The sequence below is a fragment of the Bradyrhizobium sp. CCBAU 25360 genome, assembly GCF_028128695.1.
Lineage (GTDB): Bacteria > Pseudomonadota > Alphaproteobacteria > Rhizobiales > Xanthobacteraceae > Bradyrhizobium > Bradyrhizobium ottawaense.
Map to the genome: position 1 here is coordinate 182,560 of NZ_LBJA01000036.1, position 21,397 is coordinate 203,956.

Below are 21,397 nucleotides of genomic sequence, written 5' to 3' on the forward strand. Positions count from 1 at the left end.
CGAAGCGTGCCCACGTCTTTCTTGAATAGGGGGGTAAGAGTGGTGGGCACGGCGCTTGCGCGCCTTTGCCCACCCTACGATACCTGTTCCTACGGCGCCGGTTACGCCATCACCCGCTGCGGCAACAGCTCCGCGATCTGAACCGCATTCAACGCTGCGCCCTTGAGCAACTGATCCGCCGCCACGAACATCGAGATCGAATGCCCGGAGGGATCGCTGAGATCCTTGCGGATGCGGCCGACCAGGACGTCGTCCTGGCCCGAGGCATCGATCGGCATCGGGAAGTAGTTCTTGGCGCGATCGTCGACGACCTTCACGCCGGGCGCCCGGGCCATGATGGCGCGGACCTGGTCCTCGGTGATCTCCTTCTCGCATTCGAAGGTGATGGCCTCGCAATGGGCGCGGAGCACCGGCACGCGCACGCAGGTGACGCCGATCGCGATGGTCTCGTCCTCGAAGATCTTGCGGGTCTCCTTGATGACCTTGGTCTCTTCGTCGTTGTAGCCGGTGTCAGGGTCGACGGCGGTGTTGTGGTTGAAGAGATTGAAGGCGTAGGGGTGCGGCATCACCTTCGGCGTATAGACCTGCCCGTTGAGATTGGCGCGGGTGGATTCGACCAGCTCCTCCATCGCGGCCGCGCCGGCGCCGGAAGCGGCCTGGTAGGTCGAGATGATCACGCGCTTGATGCGGTTCTTCTGGTGGATCGGCCACAGCGGCACCAGTGCGGTGATCGCCGCGCAGTTCGGGTTGGCAATGATGCCCTTGTGGTCGCGGATGCGGTTCGCGTTGATCTCGGGGATCACCAGCGGCACGTTCGGGTCCATGCGGAAGGCGGAGGAATTGTCGACCACGACCGCGCCGGACTTCACCGCGATCGGCGCATACTTCTTGGAGATGCCGCCGCCGGCGGAGAACAGGGCGATATCGACGCCTTCGAAGGAGCGCTCATTGAGCTCCTCGATCACGACCGGCTGGCCGCGGAACGACACCGTCTTGCCGGCCGAGCGGGCACTGGCCAGCGCCTTGAGCTTGCCGACGCGAAAGCCGCGCTTGTCCATGGTGGCGATGAATTCGGCGCCCACCGCACCGGTGACGCCGACAATCGCGACGACGGGATCGTTACTCACTTTGTCCTCCATTGAATTTGCGAATGAGACAACAAAAAAGCCCCGGACCAACGAGGGCGGGGCTTGCCGTAGAGCTGATGCGTTTTAGTCGACGACTACGCGCGCACGCCTCCCCGGGCCCCTGAGGCCGTGGTGGTTTTGGTCGTGCGTTTGGTGGTCGTGAACATGGTGGCGACTTATGCGGGAGAGTTTTGCGCCCGTCAATGGCTTTTCACCCCGGTCGATGCCCGGGGCCGGACTCCCGCTATTTCGCCCTGGCGCCCGGCGGCTCGAGGGTGACCTCCTTGAGGTCGTCGCCGCTGACGACGACGATCGAAAAGTTCAGCCGGCCACGTTCGCGCACCAGCCCGCCGCTGATCGCCTTGCCCGAGGCGGCGCGTTCGGCGACGCGCACGGCATCGGCGAGGCGGTGCCTGATCGCACCGAGCGCTGCGAGGTTGTCGCGATCCTCATGGTCGAGCTCAGTGAGGGGGAGGGCGGCTTCGCCGCCGACGAGCTCGCCGGTCGTGGCATTGATGGTGTGGCGCCAGATCCGGTCGTTGTGCAGGGTCTTCACCCGATACACCGGCACGCGGGCGGCCCCGTCGAAACTCACATCCGCCGTGGTGGCGCCGGCGTGCCGGGCTTCGGCGATCGACATGGCCTGGCTGATCGAGATCGACGAGCTGCGGAAACGCTCGATCTCACGGCTGACGGCTTGGCGGTCGGCCTCGGCATCACCATCTGTGTCGCTGTGAAGGGCGGTCGGCGTACCCGCGGTCACGATCGCCCGCGCAGGCGCGACGATGAGCAGCGCAGGCAAGGCGATCACAAGCAATCGCGAGGTCCATCGTTTGGCTGTCGTCATGCTCGAAACCCTCGGCCAGCGAGTGTGCCGGATGATCGTAAAGAATTCGCGGCCGGCCTTGGGCATCGGCCGGCCGCGGAGCGCCGCACCGGGCTGTACCCGGCACGGCGATCTCAGCGGTACGGGCCACTTTTGGGGCTGGTGAAAAAAGCGGTCCGTATCGCTTATAACTAAACCATACCGTATCGTTTTATTTTGGTCAACGGCGCGGGCGGTTTCCCATGGGGAAAGCGCGCAATCTCACGGAATTGTCAGCGCGGGGGGCGTCGCCGCGACGAGGCTTTGGTGGTGCTTTGGACGCGGTCGGCAGGTCCTAGCGCCCCGGCGAGGAACAGCTTGATGGCGGTGCGCATCCGCTTTTCGGCCGCCTTCAATTCGAGCGCAGTCCCGAACGTCGCCATGCGGTGGGTGTGACCGACGACCACGTCGAGAAACACCTCGGCGGCAATTGTGGTGTCCTCGATGTCGAGCGCGCCTTGCGCCACCAGACGGTCGAAGAAACGTGCCGTGGTGGCGACGGCTTTCATCCAGCCTTCCTCCTTGCCGAGCTTGGCAACGTCGGGGAAGTTGATGGCCTGTGACGTCATCATACGGCTGAAGGCGACAGCGTCGGGTCCGCAGGTGAATGTCAGCATCTCGCGCCCGATCTCGACCAGCCGCTGCTCGACCGAGATGTCGGAGGCGCTGGAGAGCTGCGTCTCGGCGGCGGCCGACAATGGGGCAAGCCAGCGCGCGATCTCGCGTCTCAGCACGGCGGCAAACAGGCCGCGCTTGTCGCCGTAGCGGGAATAGACGGTGGGCTTGCTGACCCGGGCCGCTTCCGCGACCGCGTCCAGCGAGGTGGCGTCGAAGCCGCGGTCCAGGAACAGGCGGGTGGCGACCTCGATCAGCCGCAGGTCGCGCTCGATGGCGGCGGTTTTCGTCGGCCGGCCGCCGCGGGATTTCGGCACTTCGCGCCGCGGCCCTGCCGGTCTCGTCCTGGTCGCAGTCAATCCCATGCCCAGTGATTCCTGCGCGTTTCTGACAGTCGTCATTCGCTCTATATCGCGCAGGAGCGGAGGCGTCATCGCGAATCTGGCCGGATTGGCCGCATCGTCAACGGTTTCGGCAGGGCCTCGTTCCGTCTCACGGCACCGTCGAGCCCCAGGCCTGACCGGCAGCGGCCTTGTCATAACCGTATTGATAGAGCGCCCGCATATAGCCGGTGTCGAAGCCTTCCGACGGCGGCGCCGGATACTCGCGCGCGATGTAGGAGAGGTGGAAGCCGAGGCGGTTGCGCTTGGCGAAATCATAGGTCGAGAAGATGATCGAGCGTGTCTGCGACTGGGTGATCGCCGACAGGCTGCGCGAGGCGACATCGATGGTGCCGTTGGAGACCAGCTCGAAATTACGTTCGATCTTCTTGTTGACGAGGATGTAGATGTCCATCTTCGCATTGCCGGGCAGGCGGCTGCCCTGGAACAGCAGGGCTTCCGGCAGCGTCAACACCGGGGCGGTCACGCCGCCGTCGACATGCATCTCCTGAAACTTGCGGCCCTGGCCCTCGGCGTCGATCATGATCGGCGGAAACACCAGGGGAATGCTGGCGGAGGCCGCCATCACGTCGCGAAACAGTTTGAGCGCCTCGGGTGTGCCGACCGCGGCGATCTTGCCCATGTCCCAGATCGCGGTGCGCTGGGTATCGAGATCGGTCGTCACCACCAGAAGCTTCCGGCCCTTGGCATTCTCGCGCGCGACTTGCGCCATGATCTCCGGCCCGACATAGCGGGCGACGAGCTCGCGCAGCCTCGTGTTGCCGAACAGGCCGGATCCGAACAGCACGCGCATGATGCTGGGATCATTCAACAGGGTCTCGGCGATGCCGCTGGTATAGACCTCCTTCAGCGTGTCGTCGTATTGCGAGCCCAGAAACGCAAACGGCGCGATCAGGCCGCCCGTGCTCACGCCCGAGACGACGGAGAAGGTGGGGCGGGTTCTGGCCGCGGTCCAGCCGTTGAGCACGCCGACGCCGTAGGCGCCGTCGGCGCCGCCGCCGGAGAGCGCCAGATAGGACTTCGTCGCGGTGCTGGTGTCCTTCTCGAAGCTGAATTTCGTGATGGGCTCGTCGGCGTAGCGCCTGAGGCCGTCGATCTCGAGCACGCGCGAGGTGCTGGCTTCTGCGGCCGTATAAGGCGTGCGGGGCAGCGAGGTACAGGCGCCGAGCACCAGGCTGCACGCCAGGAGCAGAAATCCGGCCAGGCGGCCGCCTGTCTGCCTGATCCAGTCATGCGGGCGGCCGGCGACATCAGTCGAACAGGAAGCGAAGGGCATTGTCGGTGGCTGGCGATCACGCATTTACCGCCGCCGGCAGATTTGCCGCGGCATTCTCGTCCAGCCCCCCAGGATAAAACTACACTGTATCGTTTTGTTTAACAAGGGCGGTGGCGCTAAAATCCACCGTGTCCCAGTCTGAAGCACCCGCCGGCTGCCGCGTGGCGGGTTGATCGGCCTTCTCCGACACGCAATAAGCACGGCCATGAATCCGGACCATGATCTTCCCAATCACTTTGAATTGCTCGGCACTGATGGCGCCGCGCGGACCGGGCGCCTGACCACGCCTCATGGCGTGGTGCGCACGCCCGCCTTCATGCCGGTCGGCACCGCCGGCGCCATGAAGGGCATGCACTGGCGCGAGGTGCGCGATGCCGGCGCCGACATCGTGCTCGGCAACACCTATCACCTGATGCTGCGTCCGAGCGCCGAGCGGATCGCCGGCCTCGGCGGCCTGCAGCGGTTCACCGGCTGGAACGGGCCGATGCTGACGGATTCCGGCGGTTTCCAGGTGATGTCGCTGTCGGACTTGCGAAAGGTCACCGAGAACGCCGTCACCTTCCGCTCGCATATCGACGGTGCCAAGGTCGAGCTGTCGCCGGAGCGCTCGATCGAGGTGCAGCGCTTGCTCGGCTCCGATATCGCCATGCAGATGGACGAATGCGTGCGGCTGCCGGCCGAGCGCGCCGACATCGAGCGCGCGATGCAATTGTCGCTGCGCTGGGCCGAGCGAAGCAAGCGCGCCTTCGAGAGCGCCCCCGACGGCTATATGCTGTTCGGCATCGTGCAGGGCGGCGACATCCCGCAGCTTCGCCACGAGAGCGCGCGAGGTCTCGTCGCGACCGGTTTCCACGGCTATGCAATCGGCGGCCTTGCCGTCGGCGAGCCGCAGGCGGTGATGCTGGCGATGATCGACGAGACCGCACCATTGCTGCCGAAAGAGCGCCCGCGCTATCTGATGGGCGTCGGGACGCCCGACGACATCCTCGAAGCCGTCAAGCGCGGCATCGACATGTTCGATTGCGTGATGCCGACGCGCAATGGCCGGCACGGTGTCGCCTTCACGCGGTTCGGCCAGGTGAATTTGCGCAATGCGCGCCACGCCGACGATCCGCGTCCGCTGGATGAGGAGAGCTCATGGCCGTCGGCGCGCAACTGCGCGCGCGCCTATCTGCACCATCTCGTCAAGGCGGGCGAGACGCTGGGCGCGATGCTGCTGTCCGAAATCAATATCGCTTACTACCAGTTCCTGATGCAGGGCATCAGGGACGCGATCGCGCAGGGAAGGTTCGACGAGTTCTACCAGCGTACGCGCGCGGACTGGGCGAGGGGCGATATCGCCCCGCGCTAGGTCAACGGTCCAAGCTCAATTGCACACGATCCGCTGCTTGACGGCGTGCTTGGTGACGAAGCCGTAGCCGCAATTGTCGCAGGTCCAGAGATAGCTGATGACGTGGTCCGAGATGTAGGCGGATGCTTCGGCGGCGACCATGGAATCGGCGCAGACGGGACAGGTCGGCAATTCGCTGCAACGCGGATCACGCCTTAGCGCTACGGTCGGCATCACTTCAGCAACTGCTGACATCGTGTGACCTCCCTGCTTTGAGACCTAAGTCTAACATAAGCAGAATCAGTTGACGAGGTCGCAACACAAATGCGTTGGTTTTCTGCTAATTAAAGCTCACGCGATTTTGCGATGCAGCGTATTTAACATGTGCCGCAATTGTCGCTTGCGTGTCGTCGCAGGCTATCCGTAACTGCGCATGAGCCGCGTACGAAGCGCAAATGTGGTCACAGGGAGTTCATCATGGACGCATCGTCCAACACGGGTGCAGCGCACCAATCCGGCCGCGGCCGGATCTATGACTCGATTGTCGAGGCCTTCGGGAATACACCGACTGTGCGCTTGCGCCGGCTGCCCGGCATGCACGGCGTGAACGCGACCATTTTGGCAAAACTTGAATATTTCAATCCGGCCGCAAGCGTGAAGGACCGCATCGGCGCGGCCATGATCATCGCGATGGAGAAGGCGGGCATCGTCAAGCCCGACACCGTGCTGATCGAGCCGACCTCCGGCAATACCGGCATTGCGCTCGCCTTCGTGGCGGCTTCGCGCGGCTACCGGCTCAAGCTGGTGATGCCGGAATCGATGTCGATCGAGCGGCGCAAGATGCTGGCATTTCTCGGTGCCGAGCTGGTGCTGACGCCCGCGGCGCAGGGCATGAAGGGCGCGATCGCCGCCGCCGAGGAGCTGTTGAAGACGACGCCGAACTCGGTGATGCCGCAGCAGTTCAAGAATCTCGCCAATCCCGAGGTGCACCGTCGCACCACCGCAGAGGAAATCTGGAACGACACCGGCGGCAATATCGATTTCTTCGTGGCCGGCGTTGGCACCGGCGGCACGATCACCGGCGTCGGCCAGGTGCTCAAGCCACGCAAGGCCTCACTGCGCGTCGTCGCGGTCGAGCCGGAGGAAAGCCCGGTGCTGTCGGGCGGACAGCATACGCCGCACAAGATCCAGGGCATCGGCGCAGGCTTCGTCCCTGACATCCTCGATCGCGCCGTGATCGACGAGATCGTGAAGATCAACTCGACGACGGCGATCGAGACCTCGCGCGCGCTGGCGCGGCACGAGGGGATTCCGGGCGGCATCTCCTCGGGCGCGGCGATCGCGGCCGCGCTCCAGATCGGCAAGCGGCCGGAAGCGGCGGGAAAGACCATCCTGGCGATCGTGCCGTCCTTCTCCGAGCGGTATCTTTCGACAGCGCTGTTTGAGGGAATCTAGGACATGGCGGATCAACCACCGAGGCGGCCGCGCACACTCGGCGATGCCAGGACAGAGGCCGAGGCGGCGTTCAAGAAGGTGACGGCCAAGGTCGCCGCGGCGCCGCCGAAGCCGAACGTGGCACCGGGGATCAAGGAGCAGGTGACGCTACGCATCGATCAGGACGTGCTGGAGTTCTTCCAGGAGGGCGGCCCCGGCTGGCAGGACCGCATCAACGAGGCGCTGCGCAAGGCTGCGGGGAAGTAGCCAACCTCGTCATTGCAAGCGCAGCGAAGCAATCCAGAAATGTATCCGCAGAGAGATTCTGGATTGCTTCGTCGCAAGAGCTCCTCGCAATGAGGAGCATGCTGCGACACCGTCGCACAACAGAAAAAGCCCGGCGCGAGCCGGGCTTTTGTGTTTTCAACCTCACCGCATCTCAGCGGCGGAACATGCCACCCATCATGCCACCGACGACGCCACCCACGAACGCCGCGCCGGCGGCATCGCCGGGATTGCTGCGCTGGGGAGCCGGTGCCGGTGCCGGTGCGCTGCTGCCTGCGGGCGCGGCGGCACGGCGGGCCGCCTTCTGGCTGGTGTCGCTCGCGGTCGGCGGGGCGGCCTGGACCTCCGAGATCAGGGCCTTGTGCTGGTGCTTATTGAGGTAACCCGATGAGGGATAGCCGCGCGCGGCCTGCCAGCGCTTGAGCACGGTCCGGGTCTCATCGCTGAAAACGCCGGTCTGCTTGGTATCGAAGCCGAGCCCGGTGAGACGACGCTGCACGTCGCGGCGCTGGGTCTTGTCGAGGCCGATCTGATCCTCGGTGAGCTGGGTGGCCTCGTCGGTGAAGGTCGCAGGATCGACGCCGGCGTTGAGGGTGCGCGTCGCGGTCGAGGGACCGCTCTTGATGGCCGCAAGGCGTGCCAGCGCCAGCGCCTTGAACTGACCGTTGGGATAGGCGGCGAGATAGGCGTTGAGCTCTTCCGGCTTGTTGGACTCTTTCACCGAGCGCCAATATTCGAGCTCGACGCCGTCCGAGCTGCCGCCCGCCGCCGGCACGATGCCAGAAGCCGTCGGCGCCGCGTTGGCGACCTGGGTTGTCGGAGCCTGGTTGAGATAGACCGAGCCGGTCAGGTTGGTGTGGCCCCAGGGCAGCTGACCCTTGCGGGTCTCTTCATTGACCTGGGCGCGCACCGACGTCATCGCCTGCTGGATCTCGATGCCGGGCTTGGTGATGTTGTCGATCAGCGCACGGGTGAACGGGCTGTTGTTGCCCTCCTGACCGTCGAGCGCGGTCTGGCCGGGACCGGTGGCGAACGCGATGAGAGTGCCTTCGCCGGATTTCATCTCGGCAAGACCGCTCTGCACGTTGACGCTGCGCGTCGCGGAGTTCGACTTGATCTTGGCGGCGAACGGATTGTCGCGGCAGGCATCGAGGAACACGAGCTTGACCTTGGCATCGCCCATGGTCTGCTCGAGCGTCAGGTCGATGTTGATGGCGGCGCCCAGCTTGACGTCCATCTCCGACTTGATGTCGGCGTCGACGGGCAGCAGGTAATTGGTGCCGCTGACGGCGATGCCGTGGCCGGCATAATAGAACAGCGCGATGTCGGAGCCCTGCGCCTTGCGCCCGAAGTCGAGCAGCTTCTCCGTCATCTGGTCGCGGCTGAGATTGGAGCCTTCGATCACCTCGAAGCCGACATTGCGCAGCGTCGACGCCATCGCCTTGGCATCGATCGGCGGGTTCGGCAATTGTGCGACGTTCTTGTAGGAGCCGTTGCCGACGACGAAGGCGACGCGGCGGTCGGCCTTCGCGGCACTGACCGACAGCGCCATGCACATCAGCGAAGCGAGGAGGGTGAGGTAGCGCATTCTGAAATCCCCAGAATCGAATTGCAGGCAGCAACGAATTGGCAACGAACCTACACGAAGTGCCCGACTTCGCGCCACCGAAACGGCGGTCCGTTGCATGCAACCCGCTGCTGTGTGGCCGAATGTGCACGATGGGAATGTTTCCCAACGTGATCCAAATCACACGGCCACTTTGTTTTGTCGCGCGAGGCAGCGCGAGGTTCACCCCGCGCGGGCGGGAATCGCTGAGACCGGCTTCAAATTCAGGAGATTGCCGCACAGGATCAGCACAGCACCGAGCACGGTCCAGGCGTCAAGCCGCTCGGAATACAGCAGCCAGCCGACCGTCGCCGTCAGTGGAACCCGGAGGAAGTCCATGGGAACCACGATCGTTGCGTCGGCATATCGGAGCGCGCTGGCAAGGCAATAGTGCGAGAAAGTGCCGCAGACACCGATGACGAAGAGCCATCCCCAAAGGTAGGCTGACGGCCAGGTCCACACATAGAGCGTCGGCAGCAGGCCCACGACCATCTGCACGATGATCATCCAGAACAGGATCGATAATGCGCTCTCGGTTCGGGTCAGCGATTTCGCCAGAATCATGGATACGCTGAAGCCGATTGCGGCTCCGAGCGCGATCAGCTGGCCGGGATTGATCTCCCCGGTGGCGGGCCGCACGATCATGACGACGCCGACGATGCCGAGCACGACGGCGGCGATCTTCCAGACCGTTATGCGTTCAGACAGGAACGTTGCGGCCAGCACCGCAGTCCAGATCGGCATGGTGAACTCGATCGCCACGACCTGGCCGATTCCGATCAGCGTCAGTGCGTAGAACCAGCCGAGCTGCGCGAAATAATGGACCCCATTGCGTGCAAGGTGCTGCGGCAGGCGTTTGGTCGCGACCGCCTTGAAGCCGCCGGCGCGGTAGATGAGCGGCAGGAGCAGCGTGAGACCGATCACCGAACGCACTTCCATGATCTGGAAGACGTTGAGCTCACGCGTGGTCTCGCGCCCGGCAACCGCCATGACCAGCATCAGCGACAGCCAGCCGGCCATCCACAATGCAGCCATCGTTTTGGACGGTGTCGCGCTCATTGGGCAGGGGTTTGGGGGGCAGGGTGTTGGAGGTTGGAATGTGAAAGGACGGCCGGTATCGACGACATCGCCACCGTTTGCAACGGCCAAATCTGCGGATGCAGCGATGCAGGGCGACGTGCTAAGGCATCAACGAACAACGACAAAAAATGGGAGAACTCCGCTCATGCAGATCTTGCAGCCGGCCGAATGGAAAAAACCGCGCGGCTTCTCTCACGGCGTTGTGGCGGAGGGCCCTGGTCGCTGGGTGGTTCTGGCCGGCCAGACCGGCGGCGACGAGACGGGTAGCTACGCGCCCGACATGGCGGTGCAGGTCGGAGCCGCGCTGAAGCGGATCATCAAGCTTCTGGCCGAGGCCGGTGCCGGCCCCGAGCACATCGTCCGCCTGACCTGGTATCTGACCAGCCGCAGCGAATACGAGGCCGCGGGCGTGGGTATCGGCGCAGCCTGGAAGGAGACGCTCGGCCGCAATTTCCCGCCCTCGACGCTGCTCTATATCGGCGGCCTCGTGGACGAGCGGGCCAAGGTCGAGATCGAGGTCACGGCGTTCGTGCCGAACGCATAAAAAAATCGATCCGGCGCGGGCGCCGGATCGATTGCCGTGTCACTCTACAGTCTTACTTCGACAGCGAGATATTGGCGCCGCGGAACTGGCTGTCCGCGCGGATCGAGACGTTCTGCTTGTTGCCGCTCGTCTTCAGCGCGATGTTGGCATTGAAGCCGGCCGCGGAGGCGACCACTTCGAAGTTCCCGCCGCCGCCGCGGCCCTGGAGCGAGCCGGAGATGTTGCGGCTGGCCTCGGACCAGCTGCCGGTGATGGCGCTGCCCTCGGCCCTGACATTGGCTCCGAGGTTGAACTTGTAGGCATCGCTGGCACAGGTCAGCGACATCTCCATGGTCGGGCCGATCGGGGCGTATTTGGCCCGGCAGCGGATCCGCTCGGTCGAGCCGTCGTCCAGCGTGACGACGCCGCCGCCGCTCCAGCTTCCCGCCATCGGGGCGAACGGGCCGGACTGGGCCTTGCTTTCAGAGTTGGCGATCCCTGCCGCAAACAAAACGGCGGCCGCGATCAGCAGCCGCCGCTTCCGGGCGCGAGCCACACTTGGTTTACTGGCGCGATGCTTCCCACCGCCCGCTGCACGGTATGCCTGCAGATGCTCCATTCCACTTCCCCGATCCGGCGTTGCCGTTGAGTTGACCGTTGGCATATGCACCATTGATCGAAACTTTCACAAGTCCCCCGCTACCGATGGTGCCGGAAACGTTAGCGCCGGGCGCGGTGATCCTGCCGTCGGCAACTGTCAGCATGGAGCTTGCGGTCGGCTCGCAGGTGCCGCTCTTGGTGACGATGACGACCTGCCAGTTGCCGTCATAGGGGCTCTGGGCGAGGGCGGGAGCGGCGAGGGTGCCGGTCAAAACTGAAGCGGCACAGAACGCCGCGATGCGACCAAAACGCATGAATTCCGTCCTTGAATTTGTCTGATATGCTGACGCTTATTCGGACGAAATGTGACGGAAATTTGTTGCAATGCCAAATCGAAAATTGTTCCTGTGGAAACAATGGTTTATTTGCGTTCCCGGTTCCGATTTTCTAAGCGGAATCAAGGCCCCCTCACGTTAAGGGTAAACGTCAGGACAGACTCGGTGCAGAAGTCGCGAACTGCTCGTCCTGAGTCTTGGACGGCAGCGCCTTGTGGACCTTGGCATAATCGATCACGTCGGCCAGCAATTTGAGGCCGAGCGGAGCGAGCGCGCGCTCCCAGAGTTCGCGGGCGGTCTCGCCCTTCCTGACGAAGCACCAGTCCTGGGCGGCGATGGCGCCGGCGTCCATGCGGTCGGCGAGATGATAGATCGTGCCGCCGGCAATCGGATCGCCTTCCTTGATGGTCCATTCCACGGCGGCCTTGCCGCGATGGCGTGGCAGCAGCGAGGGGTGATAGCCGATCCCGCCGAACTTGGCGGCGGCGAGCGCGTCCTTGCCGATCCGGGCGTGGCTGTGCGCCGTGATGATCAGGTCGGTATCGGGGGCAATCTCGGAGGCCACCACCAGCTTCGGATTGGCCTGGACCGCGACGTCGATACCGGCCGCCTTGGCGGTCGCGGCGAGCCGATCCTCGGCATCGGCGACGACGACCCGGACGACCGAGACGCCGTGCTCCCGGAGCATGTTCAGGGTGGTCACGCCGAAATGGCGGGAGCCGACGAGGGTAATGCGCATGGGTGTCCGATCCGGTCTCGCAACTGCGTCATCCCCCGATAACACGTCCGGACGCCCTGTCACCACCCGCGCAGCGTTTGCGCCGGTTATCAACAATGTGCCGGCGCGGGACGCGACGCATTTCGCGATTGCGCAGGCGGCCGTTCCAGTGCTCCATACCTGCATTGCACGGCTCGGGAGCGAGTGCATGCGAGGCGCCTGGCTTTTCCTTTTCGCGACACTGATCGTAGCCCCTCCGGCTCATGCCGGCGGGCCGTACCCGGCCGTGCCGCCGGAGACCGGGGTCGCGCCGTTCATGGGGCCGACCTGGGACGCCTATCGTTGCGCCGGAGGGACGGTCACCAACTTCTATCACGGTGCCTATTACGGTGAGGAGCCGCCGGCGCTCTATCGCGGCTATGCCTACCGGCCGTATTATCGCTACGGCGCCTATCGCAGATATCCGCGCACCTATTTCTGCGTCACGGACTAGCGTTGCCGCGCGGCCACGACAGGCCGGCAAGGAGGCGATAAAACCGGTTCCTGTGTTTGGTTTTTAACAGAGGTATTCGCGGCCGGCTGCTAGACATGCGCCCACCGGGGCTGGCGACATTTCAACCCGCATCCGTTTTCGAACCCGGCTTTGGCCGCTGGCGTATTCGCCAGCGGCCTTTTCGTGCCACCCATCACGAAATCATCGAATGGTAACACGATCTCAACCAGCCTGGCGTATCGACGAATCCGTCGCGGATTTGTATTGCGTACCGCGACACCGAAAATGTCCCGCCGGCCTTTGTGCGCCGCGCGGGCCTTTTTCGCCGGGACAGATTTCATGCCGAGCGCAATTGAGCAGATCGTCGACAGCTATGTGCGGCTGAAGAACCGGCGCGGGCTCGACGAGCTGATGATGCACAGGCAGCGGCTCGCGGTCGATCTGAAGAGCAGGTCCGGCTATGATTTCAGCCTGCCGATCGGCCAGATCGACGAGGAGATCGCGATCATCGAGGCCGGCCTCAGCCGGCTCAAGGCGGAAAATTCCAGCCCGGTCTAGCGGGGGCGGCGAGGCGGGCTCTCGCGTGGCGTGGGGACGACGCATCGTCGCAGCCGGAGGCCGGTTCATGCATGGTTCAGGCCGGCCATGTCTCAATCCCCGGGTTGTTTCGTGGGACACGAATCCTGCTAGGCTTGTCCCCGTGATTTGGAGGAGACGTCATGATCGAGCTTGCGCTGGCCGGCCTGCTTGCCTTTGCAACCGTGCCTGCGGCATCGCCGGAGCCCATGGTGGAGCAAGTTCAGTTCAGGGCTGCTCCGGGCGGACGATGCCCGGACGGCTATGATTTCAACCACTCGAACGGCCGCTGCTACCCCAACGATTATCATGCGCCGGGTGTCTACACGCGGAATCCCGGGCCGCACGAATACTACGGACGCCAACGCGGCGGCGGCCTCTGTCCGCACGGCTACGATTACAACTATTCGCGCGGACAGTGCTTTCCGAACGGCGCACGCGCGCCCGGCATGTACGGGCGGTAATCGATCGCCGAGCTGAGGCGGGCGCGCTCAGTCGCGCCGGCCGCCGTCGATCACCGTGAACAGCGGCCGAGCCGGGGTCGGCTCGACCAGCAATTCCTCCACCAGCGCGGTGGCTGCATCGACATATTTGCGTGTCGGCTTGTCGAGGGGGCGCTTGGCCTCGTCGTCGAGCGCGATCTTTGCGGCTTCGACCAGCTTGCGCATCCGCGCCGCATGGTCGTCGCCCGCCGTCAGCGTCGCGCGCGCCAGCGAGCGCAGCACGAACAGCTCGCCCTCGAGGCGGAGCAGGCGGTCGTTGAGCCTGGTAAGGACGGCGTTGAGATCGGCCATGTCTGCTGTTCGGCGCGGAGGATCCGTCCTGATCTAGCGGCGATCGGTGAACGGAGTCCAAACGGTTCCGGTGCAATTCGGCCGATCCCGGTCCGTCCAGGATGACCGGCGCGGCGCAATCACAGCGCCGTTGACTGCCTACCACTCGACGTCGGCCCAGCGCCTGCCGAACACGGGCGGCCGTGTCTTCACCGCCTGCCAGCCGAAAAAATGGTGCTTGCCGGACCAGGCGTGCACCACGCCGCTGCAGATGCTGCATTTGAAGCTGCCGGTGTGGGCCTCGCTGTGCTCTTCCCTGGTCGCGGTGTAGTTCATGCCGCAACCCGCACAGGTGAATTCTTCGATCGTCCAGATGCTGTTGGCCATTTGACGGAATGCTTTTTGTTGACCTCGACCCACGGTAGTCATGGGCATTTGCAGTGGCGTAAACCAGGGCAGGGAAATCCGGTTAACGGGCGTTAGCCACGCCCGGCCGCCGTCGCGGGCCATGCGAGATCGGCGCGACCTCGCAGCCGGATCAGCTGTCGCTTCGCATGTCCCGGTCGATGCGCATCTGCACCCGCCTGACCGCGAGCTGCCGCAGCCTGCCTTGCACCCGTCCGGAGCGGACCCTGGCGCCGATCGCATAGGCGTATTGCCAATAGCCCGGCGCGGCGTTCGGCCTCAGGGAATAGCGGATGCCGCGGTGCATTCCCGCGCGTGCATCGGATTCTCCGGGAGGGTCTGTCATCGCCTTTCGAATGCGGGATGGCCCCGATGTGTTCCTAATCGTGGCCCCGAGCAGTTCCAGTCGCCTTGACGCCGGATGCGTTGCTGGCAATAACGGCTGGACCTCGCAAGCACCGGAAGTTGCGTTCATGCCGCAAGGAAAGCAGTGCCCGTGAAAAGTCTCCGTCAGCTCCTGACGGGAGAGGATGTCATCCAACTCGTGATCCGGCTCGGCCTGCTCGCCCTGCTGATCATCTGGACCTTCCTGATCATCCGCCCGTTCGTGCCGATCCTGGCCTGGAGCGGCGTGCTCGCGGTCGCGTTCTATCCGGCCTTCAGCTGGGTCGCAAAAATCCTCGGCGGCCGGCCCAAGACCGCAGCAGTGATCCTGACCCTGATCACGCTCGGTATCGTCATTGGCCCGGCCACCTGGCTGGGCATCAGCGCGGTGGACGGCGTGCGTGAGTTGGCGCATCAGCTCGGCACCGGCGATCTGGCGCTTCAGGCCGCGCCCGAGCAGCTCAAATCGTGGCCGCTGGTCGGCCCCTTGCTCTACGAACTCTGGGACCAGGCCTACACCAACGTCCGCGCGGTGGTACGCGAGGTGGCGCCGTATCTCCAGCCGTTGGCGGGCCCGCTGCTTTCGCTCGCGGGCGATGCCGGCGTCGGCACGCTCCAGTTCCTGGTGTCGGTGTTCGTGGCCGGCTTTTTGTTTCCACATGGGCCGCGGCTGGTCGCGGCCAGCCGCGGTTTCCTGTTTCGCATCGTGCCCGAGCAGACCGAGCATTTCCTGTCGCTCGCGGGTGCGACCATCCGCGCCGTGGCGCAGGGGGTGATCGGCGTCGCGATCGTGCAGGCGCTGCTCGCCGGCATCGGCTTCAAGCTCGCCGCGGTGCCGAGCGCCGGCCTTCTCGCCTTCATCGTGCTGCTGCTCTCGATCGTGCAGATCGGCGCCTTCCTCGTGCTGCTGCCTGTCATCATCTGGATCTGGACCGCCAAGGACGTCACCACGGCGCTGCTGCTCACCGTGTTTCTCGTCGTGGTCGGCTTCCTCGACACCATGTTGAAGCCGCTCGTGATGGGGCGCGGCCTGACCACGCCCACTATCGTGATCTTCGTCGGCGTGATCGGCGGCACGCTGGCCCACGGCATCGTCGGCCTGTTCATCGGGCCGATCATCCTGTCGGTGGCCTGGGAGATGATGATGGCCTGGATCAGGACCGAGGATCGGGCGGGAGCGGCCGAGGGCTGATCTTGCCCCGATCGGCGCGATCTTTCCGCCGTGCCGCCAGGACCCGAGGGATCGCGGCCTGTGATCAAAACGTGCCGGGAACTTGTCTGTTCGACTAGACAAGTTACGATCGGGACGATTCTGGTTTCAATGACGGCAGCAATGGCGAAGTCTTCCAAACTGGTTGCCGCGCGGCGCGGCAAGGTCTTGTTGGTCAGACGCCGGTCGGACGGCCTTTGGATGTTCCCGGGCGGCCGCAAGCGCGCGCGCGAGTCCGACAAGGACTGCCTGCGGCGGGAGATCAGGGAGGAGCTGCCCAAGCTGAAGCTCGGCAGGATCAGCCTCTGGAAGGAAGTGACGGCGAGGAACAAGCGCTCCGGTCGCAAGATGAGCGACGCGATCTTCATTGCCAAGACGGCTAAAGGCAGGCTGGCGATCGGCGACAAGAAGGAGATCGACCGCGCCGCCTGGCAGAAGCCGCGCGGCATCCGTCTGACGCCGACCTCGCGCTATATCCGCGACCGCCTGTTTCCGAGGAAGCAGAGGCGGCGGTGAGCTAGTCCTCGCGTCCCGCCGATCGTGTTCGTCCGGCGAACCTCCTCGACTGCTGCCCCTGCGGTTCGGGCGCCGCCAGCTTCGCGGCCTCGGCCTCGCGCATCTCCTTGCGGACCTTGCGCGCATCGCGCATCGCGCGCTTGACGAAGGGATGCTGGGAATCCTCGGCGAAGAACAGCACCACTTCGCAGCTCGGACATTGTCTGGAATAGCCGTCCTGCAACCGCCCGGCGCGATCGCGAAACACGTTCTTGCACCGCGTGCACTGAATCTGGACCGAACTCATGCGCGGACAACAATGATTTTGGGAAATGGATCGTCAGATGATCCCAAATGTCTGAAGAAAGCTTGAATGCCTTCGTGGTCGGATGCTCGCGGATCGCGCGGGCAAGCGCCATCGGCCGCGGCCGGCGGCGGAAGAGGCCGGTTGGAAAACGGTCAGCCGCTATTGCTTGGCCGCCATCGTGTCCAGGCACTGGTTGAGAAAGGCGGTGCGATCCCTGGGCAGCACTTTCTCGAGATCCGCCTTCAGCGCGCATTCGCGCTGGCGCAACTGCTCGGCCCGGCGCTTCTCGGCCGCCTCGCGGAATTCGGGAGCAACCTTGTTGGGATCGACCAGCGGCTGTGAGCGGGCGGGAGCCGTCGCAAGCAGTGCAATGGCGGCAATGAAAAAGATTGGTTTCAAATGAGCCTCCGTAAAAGAAGGCATCCTAGCGCGCGGCGGGGGCGTGCTCAAACCGGGGGAGCGCGGTACCCCGTTCCGGCGCGATTGGCCGCGCGGGCGAACCTCCAGCGGCGGCTTTGGAACGACTGGGCGCTGCAGGCGTCGAATCCAGGCTCGCGGCCCATCCCTAAGTCCCCAAAGCCCCCGGGCCGCGAGAAAACCTTCCCCACAAAGGTTGGCGACCTCGGTTCACCGGGGTCGTTTGTTTGCCGCAACATGTGAACCAGTTCACAAGCGCGGGGTGAAATCGCTGCTATGAAGACGTCATTGCTTGACCAGTTCATTTTGCTCGAAACGCCCCAGCGTGGCTCCAAGCGCTGGGGTTTTTCGTTTCTCTCCGGGCGCAGAATGTTTACAATCGCGCCAAGCGTCGCATCGACAGACGCAGATCTCGCGCCGCGCTAGTTCCGGCCCGAGCTCGATCAACAGCCAAATTGTCGGGATCGCGGCGCCGCGCCGAACGTTGCCACCAGGCGTGCGTTCATCGGGCAAATCCCATATGCAAGGCGAGAAGTCGCCGAATCGGAATGAGGGCGGCTGGCGTTCAGTTGACGACGGCTTACGACCAGAAACGGATTCAAGTGAGGCTTACCAAAAAGGCGCGGGTGGCCAAGACGCCGCCGAAGAAGGCGTCACCGCACAAGACGTCACCGAACAAGACAACGGCGAACAAGAGGTCGCCACGCAAGGCGCTGCCAAGGAAGAGCAAAGATGCGCAGCGCACTGCGATCTCGTCCTCTTCGCCGCTCGGCGTGCTGGCACTCCATCTGCTTGCCCAATGGACGCAGTCCGGACGCAGCGGCATCGTTTTTCTCGCCGAGAGCGAGAACAGGGCGGAGCGGCTCGGCAGTGTCATTCACGCGCTCGACCCCTCCTGTGAGGTGCTGGTATTTCCGCGCTTGAACACTCTGCCGTTCGATCAGCTCGAGCCGTCGCACGAGCTGGCGGGGCGCAGAGCTTCCGTTCTGAGGCGCCTTGCAAAATCCAAGAAGCCGCTCTTTCTCGTCTCGACGGCGGAAGCCGTGATGGAGCGACTGCCGCTGCCGGCGAGCCTGTCGCGCCTGAGCGTGAGCCTGAAGGTGGGCGGCACGTTCTCCGAACAGGATCTTGAGACGCGCCTTGAAGCCCTCGGATACGATCTCGATGACGAGCCGGATTATCCGGGCGGGGCGCTGTTTCACGGCCAGACCTTCGAGATTTTTCCCGCCGGCGCGCTGGGGCCGTTCCGGATCGAGCATTCGGATCGCGCGATCAGGCGGATCGTGGCGTTCGATCCGAACGAGCACAGGATCATCTTCGAGACCAAGGAGCTTGTCGTCGATCCCATGTCGGAGCGGCTTGGCCTTGCCGGCAAACGCGGCAAGCGCGCGAACCTGTTCGACTATTGCGGACGCGCCAAATGGATTGCCGATGCCGGCGTGCCGATGCATGCCGACGGCTGGTTTGACACGATCGAGGAGGCCGCGCCGCGTGCGGAACGTGAGCGCGAATATCTCGGACGGCGCGACTGGAAGCAGCTCTCCCGGGGGATGAAGGTGTTGCCGCGCGCGTCGTCCTTCCAGACCATCCCGGAGTTTTCGAAATTGACATCCTCCCGGAAGGCGCTGCGTGCCTTCGTCGAGGAGACGCGCCGGGCCGGATCGCGACTGATCCTCGCCGCAGCGCATGAGGACGATCTGCGCGTGATGGAGCGGATGAGCGGCCTCAAGGCGCCGCGCTGCGAAGATTGGGACGACGCGGCGCGCGGGCGGAGCGGCGAGGCAGCGCTGCTGGCCGATCTCGATGCCGGCTTCGTCATGCCGGGGAAGAAGCCTCTCGTCGTCGTGACGGCGTCCGACGTGCTCGGCAGCCGGGCGCATCATCCGCAGCCGATGGCGCGCGCCTGGAGCGCGGCCTTCGACCATGCCGACGTGCCCGAGCAGGGTACGGTGGTCGTCCATCTCCAGCGCGGCCTCGGCGTGCTCGACGGCCTGCAGACCGTGAACACCGGCGGCGGCGCAATGCGGGAGATGATCCGCCTGAAGTTCGCCGGCGACAATGCGGTGCTGGTGCCGCCGCCCGATCTGGCCCTGATGTGGCCCTACGCGGCCGAGCTCGGCAAGCTCTCGCTCGACAAGGCGGACGGCAGCACGTGGTGGGCCCGCCGCGGTGAGGCCGAGCGCGAAATCCAGGTGGCGGGCAAGGCGCTGGCCAAGCACATCAGCCAGCGCCGCAAGCGGCGCGGCGACAAGCTGGTTCCGCCGGGCTCGGCCTACGAGAAGTTCGTCGCGCGTTTCCCTTACTTCACGACGACCGACCAGGCCAAGGCGATAGCCGACGTGCTGGACGATCTTGCGTCCGGTCACCCGATGGACCGGGTGATCTGCGGCGACGTCGGCTTTGGCAAGACCGAGGTAGCGCTGCGTGCGGCGGCCGCCGTCGTGCTGTCGGGCAAGCAGGTGGCGATCGCGGTGCCGACGACCGTGCTGGCACGGCAGCATGTCGCAACGTTCCAGAAGCGATTTGCACCGTTCGGCATCGAGGTGGGAAATCTGTCGCGGGCAACCTCGGGCGCGGAGCTGCGCGAGACCAAGGAGGGACTGCGCAGCGGCCGGATCAAGGTTGTGATCGGCACGCAGGCGCTCGGTGGCAAGGACGTCAGGTTCGACGATCTCGGCCTCGTCATCATCGACGAGGAGCAGCATTTCGGCGCGGCCGAGAAGGCCAAGCTGTCCGGCCTCGCCAAGAATGTCCATGTGCTGATGATGAGCGCGACGCCGATCCCGCGCACGCTTGCCGCGGGCCTGGCCGGCTTCCGCGACCTCAGCGTGATCGCATCGCCCCCGGTGCACCGGCTGCCTGTCGCGACCAGGATCGCGCCGCTGTCGGATGCGGCGATCGCCTCCGCGCTGCTGCGTGAGCAGCGCCGCCACGGCCAGAGTTTCCTGATCTGTCCGCGCATCCAGGATCTCGATCCGATGCTGGCGCGGGTGCAGGCAGTGGCGCCGGACCTGCGCATCGTCTGCCTGCACGGGAGACTAGCGGCCGACGAGATCGACGACCGCATGATGAGCTTCGTCGAGGGCAGGGCCGACGTGCTGCTCGCGACCAACATCGTCGAGAGCGGCCTCGACATCCCCCGTGCCAACACCATCGTGGTCTGCTGGCCGGAGAAGTTCGGCCTCGCCCAGCTGCATCAGCTGCGCGGACGCGTCGGCCGCGGCGGCATCCGCGCCTTCGCTCATCTGTTGACCGAGACGCAGTCCGGACAATCCGAGAAGCGGCTGGCGGTGCTCGAAGAGTTCAGCCGGCCCGGCGCCGGCTTTGCCATCAGCGAGCGCGACCTCGATCTGCGAGGCGCGGGCGACCTGTTCTCGGAGCAGCAATCCGGCCACGTCCAGGTGTTCGGGCCGGTGCTCTACAGCCACCTCCTGAAGATGGCCTCGGAGAAGCTCGATGAGGGGCAGGCGGTGTGGGTGCCGGACCTGAACCTGCCGGTCGCGGACATGCTGCCCGAGACCTATGTGCAGTCCGAGCCGGTGCGGCTCGAGCTCTATGCGCGCGCGGCAAGATGCACGGACGAAGACGACCTCGAAGACCTCGAAGAGGAAACCTCCCGCCGCTTCGGCCCGTTGCCGAAGGTCGCGCGCGACTTCTTCGCCGCAGCCAGGCTCAGGCTGGAGTGCAAGCGCAGAGGTATCATCCGCCTCGACGTCGGGCCTGAAGCTGCGGCCGCGACGTTCCTGCCCGGACGCTTGCGGAAGTCGAAGGGAAGGTCGCTTCAACGCGACGGCGACCGCGTGGTCCATTACGCCAAGATGCAGGATGCACCATTCGAGCGGGTCGAGGAGTTGTTCGAGGTCCTGGACGAGGGGTGAGGGGCTCGCGCGTTCGTCAGCGCGAACAACTGCGAATTCGTAGCGGAATCCCTGTTCCACCCTTATAGTCAGTTGGGGCGTGGCGAAGGAGATTGTCCGATGTCACATTCCATTCCTCCAATCATCGCGATTGTCGCAAGCTCGTGTCTGTTGGCCCTGGTGCAAGCAGGCGGCGCAAGTGCCGGGTCGGCAGGAGCTGGCATGGGAACGGGGCCGGGTAGCGCTGGCGGCTCGGCGCCTTCTGGAATGGGGACGAGTGCGGGC

The 21,397-nt window shown here is 64.8% G+C and carries 25 protein-coding genes; 10 read left to right on the forward strand and 15 right to left on the reverse strand.

What is annotated here, in order from left to right; all coding sequences use genetic code 11:
- Nucleotides 1-101 precede the first annotated feature (101 nt).
- From XH81_RS13790 to XH81_RS13805, 4 genes are all read right to left on the reverse strand, one after another.
- A complete protein-coding gene (locus XH81_RS13790) occupies nt 102-1,139 on the reverse strand; it encodes an aspartate-semialdehyde dehydrogenase (protein WP_028144515.1) in 1,038 nt (345 codons plus the stop codon).
- Nucleotides 1,140-1,371: 232 nt separating this feature from the next.
- Complete coding sequence (locus XH81_RS13795) at nt 1,372-1,974, reverse strand: PepSY domain-containing protein (protein WP_028144516.1); 603 nt, start codon at nt 1,972-1,974, stop codon at nt 1,372-1,374.
- A gap of 251 nt (nt 1,975-2,225) precedes the next feature.
- Entirely contained in the window at nt 2,226-2,972 is a 747-nt protein-coding gene (locus XH81_RS13800) for a TetR/AcrR family transcriptional regulator (RefSeq protein WP_028144517.1), read from the reverse strand.
- A 127-nt stretch (nt 2,973-3,099) separates the two neighbouring features.
- The gene (locus XH81_RS13805; RefSeq protein ID WP_028144518.1) at nt 3,100-4,308 is read right to left on the reverse strand and encodes a patatin-like phospholipase family protein; all 1,209 of its coding nucleotides are present in this window, start codon (nt 4,306-4,308) and stop codon (nt 3,100-3,102) included.
- Nucleotides 4,309-4,489: 181 nt separating this feature from the next.
- Between XH81_RS13805 and tgt the strand changes: the two genes are divergently transcribed.
- A complete protein-coding gene (gene tgt, locus XH81_RS13810) occupies nt 4,490-5,635 on the forward strand; it encodes a tRNA guanosine(34) transglycosylase Tgt (protein WP_028144519.1) in 1,146 nt (381 codons plus the stop codon).
- Nucleotides 5,636-5,650: 15 nt separating this feature from the next.
- Here tgt and XH81_RS13815 read toward each other — a convergent pair whose 3' ends face one another.
- The gene (locus XH81_RS13815) at nt 5,651-5,869 is read right to left on the reverse strand and encodes a hypothetical protein (protein WP_028144520.1); all 219 of its coding nucleotides are present in this window, start codon (nt 5,867-5,869) and stop codon (nt 5,651-5,653) included.
- A 222-nt stretch (nt 5,870-6,091) separates the two neighbouring features.
- Here XH81_RS13815 and cysK point away from each other — a divergent pair, with 222 nt between their 5' ends.
- Nucleotides 6,092-7,069, forward strand: a complete 978-nt coding sequence (gene cysK / locus XH81_RS13820; protein ID WP_028144521.1) for a cysteine synthase A — start codon at nt 6,092-6,094, stop codon at nt 7,067-7,069.
- A 3-nt stretch (nt 7,070-7,072) separates the two neighbouring features.
- Nucleotides 7,073-7,315, forward strand: a complete 243-nt coding sequence (locus XH81_RS13825) for a BrnA antitoxin family protein (RefSeq protein ID WP_028144522.1) — start codon at nt 7,073-7,075, stop codon at nt 7,313-7,315.
- A gap of 172 nt (nt 7,316-7,487) precedes the next feature.
- Here the strand turns inward: XH81_RS13825 and XH81_RS13830 are convergent, their stop codons facing one another.
- A complete protein-coding gene (locus XH81_RS13830; protein ID WP_028144523.1) occupies nt 7,488-8,921 on the reverse strand; it encodes a caspase family protein in 1,434 nt (477 codons plus the stop codon).
- A 201-nt stretch (nt 8,922-9,122) separates the two neighbouring features.
- Entirely contained in the window at nt 9,123-9,998 is an 876-nt protein-coding gene (locus XH81_RS13835) for a DMT family transporter (protein WP_028144524.1), read from the reverse strand.
- 166 nt (nt 9,999-10,164) lie between these two features.
- On the opposite strand from XH81_RS13835, the gene XH81_RS13840 reads away from it, so the two are divergent.
- Entirely contained in the window at nt 10,165-10,563 is a 399-nt protein-coding gene (locus XH81_RS13840; protein WP_028144525.1) for a RidA family protein, read from the forward strand.
- 52 nt (nt 10,564-10,615) lie between these two features.
- On the opposite strand, the gene XH81_RS13845 is transcribed toward XH81_RS13840, so the two are convergent.
- The 3 genes from XH81_RS13845 to XH81_RS13855 form a co-directional block, all read right to left on the reverse strand.
- Complete coding sequence (locus tag XH81_RS13845; protein ID WP_028144526.1) at nt 10,616-11,161, reverse strand: hypothetical protein; 546 nt, start codon at nt 11,159-11,161, stop codon at nt 10,616-10,618.
- Nucleotides 11,106-11,456, reverse strand: coding sequence for a hypothetical protein (locus XH81_RS13850; protein WP_080670293.1), 351 nt, complete (start codon nt 11,454-11,456; stop codon nt 11,106-11,108). Before XH81_RS13850 ends, XH81_RS13845 begins: the two co-directional genes overlap by 56 nt.
- Before the next feature lie 172 nt (nt 11,457-11,628).
- The gene (locus tag XH81_RS13855) at nt 11,629-12,216 is read right to left on the reverse strand and encodes a formyltransferase family protein (protein ID WP_028144527.1); all 588 of its coding nucleotides are present in this window, start codon (nt 12,214-12,216) and stop codon (nt 11,629-11,631) included.
- Nucleotides 12,217-12,403: 187 nt separating this feature from the next.
- Between XH81_RS13855 and XH81_RS13860 the strand changes: the two genes are divergently transcribed.
- The 3 genes from XH81_RS13860 (at nt 12,404) to XH81_RS13870 (ending at nt 13,728) form a co-directional block, all read left to right on the forward strand.
- Nucleotides 12,404-12,688: a hypothetical protein gene (locus XH81_RS13860; RefSeq protein ID WP_028144528.1), complete on the forward strand. Its 285-nt coding sequence runs from the start codon at nt 12,404-12,406 to the stop codon at nt 12,686-12,688.
- Nucleotides 12,689-13,027: 339 nt separating this feature from the next.
- On the forward strand, nt 13,028-13,246 hold the full coding sequence (locus XH81_RS13865; RefSeq protein WP_028144529.1) for a hypothetical protein: 219 nt from the start codon (nt 13,028-13,030) through the stop codon (nt 13,244-13,246).
- A gap of 161 nt (nt 13,247-13,407) precedes the next feature.
- Complete coding sequence (locus XH81_RS13870; RefSeq protein WP_038949116.1) at nt 13,408-13,728, forward strand: hypothetical protein; 321 nt, start codon at nt 13,408-13,410, stop codon at nt 13,726-13,728.
- A 27-nt stretch (nt 13,729-13,755) separates the two neighbouring features.
- Here the strand turns inward: XH81_RS13870 and XH81_RS13875 are convergent, their stop codons facing one another.
- The 3 genes from XH81_RS13875 to XH81_RS13885 all read right to left on the reverse strand — a co-directional run bounded on the left by XH81_RS13875 (nt 13,756) and on the right by XH81_RS13885 (nt 14,788).
- Entirely contained in the window at nt 13,756-14,058 is a 303-nt protein-coding gene (locus XH81_RS13875; RefSeq protein WP_018317940.1) for a hypothetical protein, read from the reverse strand.
- A 138-nt stretch (nt 14,059-14,196) separates the two neighbouring features.
- A complete protein-coding gene (locus XH81_RS13880) occupies nt 14,197-14,424 on the reverse strand; it encodes a hypothetical protein (RefSeq protein ID WP_028144530.1) in 228 nt (75 codons plus the stop codon).
- Between the two features lie 151 nt (nt 14,425-14,575).
- A complete protein-coding gene (locus XH81_RS13885) occupies nt 14,576-14,788 on the reverse strand; it encodes a hypothetical protein (RefSeq protein WP_028144531.1) in 213 nt (70 codons plus the stop codon).
- 150 nt (nt 14,789-14,938) lie between these two features.
- Between XH81_RS13885 and XH81_RS13890 the strand changes: the two genes are divergently transcribed.
- Nucleotides 14,939-16,018 (forward strand): AI-2E family transporter, encoded by a 1,080-nt coding sequence (locus tag XH81_RS13890; RefSeq protein ID WP_370092373.1) that lies wholly within the window; start codon nt 14,939-14,941, stop codon nt 16,016-16,018.
- Between the two features lie 141 nt (nt 16,019-16,159).
- The gene (locus tag XH81_RS13895) at nt 16,160-16,552 is read left to right on the forward strand and encodes an NUDIX hydrolase (RefSeq protein WP_018317944.1); all 393 of its coding nucleotides are present in this window, start codon (nt 16,160-16,162) and stop codon (nt 16,550-16,552) included.
- Nucleotide 16,553: 1 nt separating this feature from the next.
- On the opposite strand, the gene XH81_RS13900 is transcribed toward XH81_RS13895, so the two are convergent.
- Both XH81_RS13900 and XH81_RS13905 read right to left on the reverse strand, forming a co-directional pair.
- On the reverse strand, nt 16,554-16,838 hold the full coding sequence (locus XH81_RS13900; RefSeq protein ID WP_028144533.1) for a hypothetical protein: 285 nt from the start codon (nt 16,836-16,838) through the stop codon (nt 16,554-16,556).
- 159 nt (nt 16,839-16,997) lie between these two features.
- Nucleotides 16,998-17,237, reverse strand: coding sequence for a hypothetical protein (locus XH81_RS13905; protein ID WP_028144534.1), 240 nt, complete (start codon nt 17,235-17,237; stop codon nt 16,998-17,000).
- A 791-nt stretch (nt 17,238-18,028) separates the two neighbouring features.
- Here XH81_RS13905 and XH81_RS13910 point away from each other — a divergent pair.
- Nucleotides 18,029-21,133: a DEAD/DEAH box helicase gene (locus tag XH81_RS13910; protein ID WP_028144535.1), complete on the forward strand. Its 3,105-nt coding sequence runs from the start codon at nt 18,029-18,031 to the stop codon at nt 21,131-21,133.
- The last annotated feature ends 264 nt before the right edge of the window (nt 21,134-21,397 follow it).

Excerpts from the sequence above, each read along its gene's own strand:
- XH81_RS13790 (WP_028144515.1), bottom strand. The coding sequence starts at position 1,139 with ATGGAGGACAAAGTGAGTAACGATCCCGTCGTCGCGATTGTCGGCGTC.
- XH81_RS13795 (WP_028144516.1), bottom strand. The coding sequence starts at position 1,974 with ATGACGACAGCCAAACGATGGACCTCGCGATTGCTTGTGATCGCCTTG.
- XH81_RS13800 (WP_028144517.1), bottom strand. The coding sequence starts at position 2,972 with ATGGGATTGACTGCGACCAGGACGAGACCGGCAGGGCCGCGGCGCGAA.
- XH81_RS13805 (WP_028144518.1), bottom strand. The coding sequence starts at position 4,308 with ATGCGTGATCGCCAGCCACCGACAATGCCCTTCGCTTCCTGTTCGACT.
- tgt (WP_028144519.1), top strand. The coding sequence starts at position 4,490 with ATGAATCCGGACCATGATCTTCCCAATCACTTTGAATTGCTCGGCACT.
- XH81_RS13815 (WP_028144520.1), bottom strand. The coding sequence starts at position 5,869 with ATGTCAGCAGTTGCTGAAGTGATGCCGACCGTAGCGCTAAGGCGTGAT.
- cysK (WP_028144521.1), top strand. The coding sequence starts at position 6,092 with ATGGACGCATCGTCCAACACGGGTGCAGCGCACCAATCCGGCCGCGGC.
- XH81_RS13825 (WP_028144522.1), top strand. The coding sequence starts at position 7,073 with ATGGCGGATCAACCACCGAGGCGGCCGCGCACACTCGGCGATGCCAGG.
- XH81_RS13830 (WP_028144523.1), bottom strand. The coding sequence starts at position 8,921 with ATGCGCTACCTCACCCTCCTCGCTTCGCTGATGTGCATGGCGCTGTCG.
- XH81_RS13835 (WP_028144524.1), bottom strand. The coding sequence starts at position 9,998 with ATGAGCGCGACACCGTCCAAAACGATGGCTGCATTGTGGATGGCCGGC.
- XH81_RS13840 (WP_028144525.1), top strand. The coding sequence starts at position 10,165 with ATGCAGATCTTGCAGCCGGCCGAATGGAAAAAACCGCGCGGCTTCTCT.
- XH81_RS13845 (WP_028144526.1), bottom strand. The coding sequence starts at position 11,161 with ATGGAGCATCTGCAGGCATACCGTGCAGCGGGCGGTGGGAAGCATCGC.
- XH81_RS13850 (WP_080670293.1), bottom strand. The coding sequence starts at position 11,456 with ATGCGTTTTGGTCGCATCGCGGCGTTCTGTGCCGCTTCAGTTTTGACC.
- XH81_RS13855 (WP_028144527.1), bottom strand. The coding sequence starts at position 12,216 with ATGCGCATTACCCTCGTCGGCTCCCGCCATTTCGGCGTGACCACCCTG.
- XH81_RS13860 (WP_028144528.1), top strand. The coding sequence starts at position 12,404 with ATGCGAGGCGCCTGGCTTTTCCTTTTCGCGACACTGATCGTAGCCCCT.
- XH81_RS13865 (WP_028144529.1), top strand. The coding sequence starts at position 13,028 with ATGCCGAGCGCAATTGAGCAGATCGTCGACAGCTATGTGCGGCTGAAG.
- XH81_RS13870 (WP_038949116.1), top strand. The coding sequence starts at position 13,408 with ATGATCGAGCTTGCGCTGGCCGGCCTGCTTGCCTTTGCAACCGTGCCT.
- XH81_RS13875 (WP_018317940.1), bottom strand. The coding sequence starts at position 14,058 with ATGGCCGATCTCAACGCCGTCCTTACCAGGCTCAACGACCGCCTGCTC.
- XH81_RS13880 (WP_028144530.1), bottom strand. The coding sequence starts at position 14,424 with ATGGCCAACAGCATCTGGACGATCGAAGAATTCACCTGTGCGGGTTGC.
- XH81_RS13885 (WP_028144531.1), bottom strand. The coding sequence starts at position 14,788 with ATGACAGACCCTCCCGGAGAATCCGATGCACGCGCGGGAATGCACCGC.
- XH81_RS13895 (WP_018317944.1), top strand. The coding sequence starts at position 16,160 with ATGGCGAAGTCTTCCAAACTGGTTGCCGCGCGGCGCGGCAAGGTCTTG.
- XH81_RS13900 (WP_028144533.1), bottom strand. The coding sequence starts at position 16,838 with ATGAGTTCGGTCCAGATTCAGTGCACGCGGTGCAAGAACGTGTTTCGC.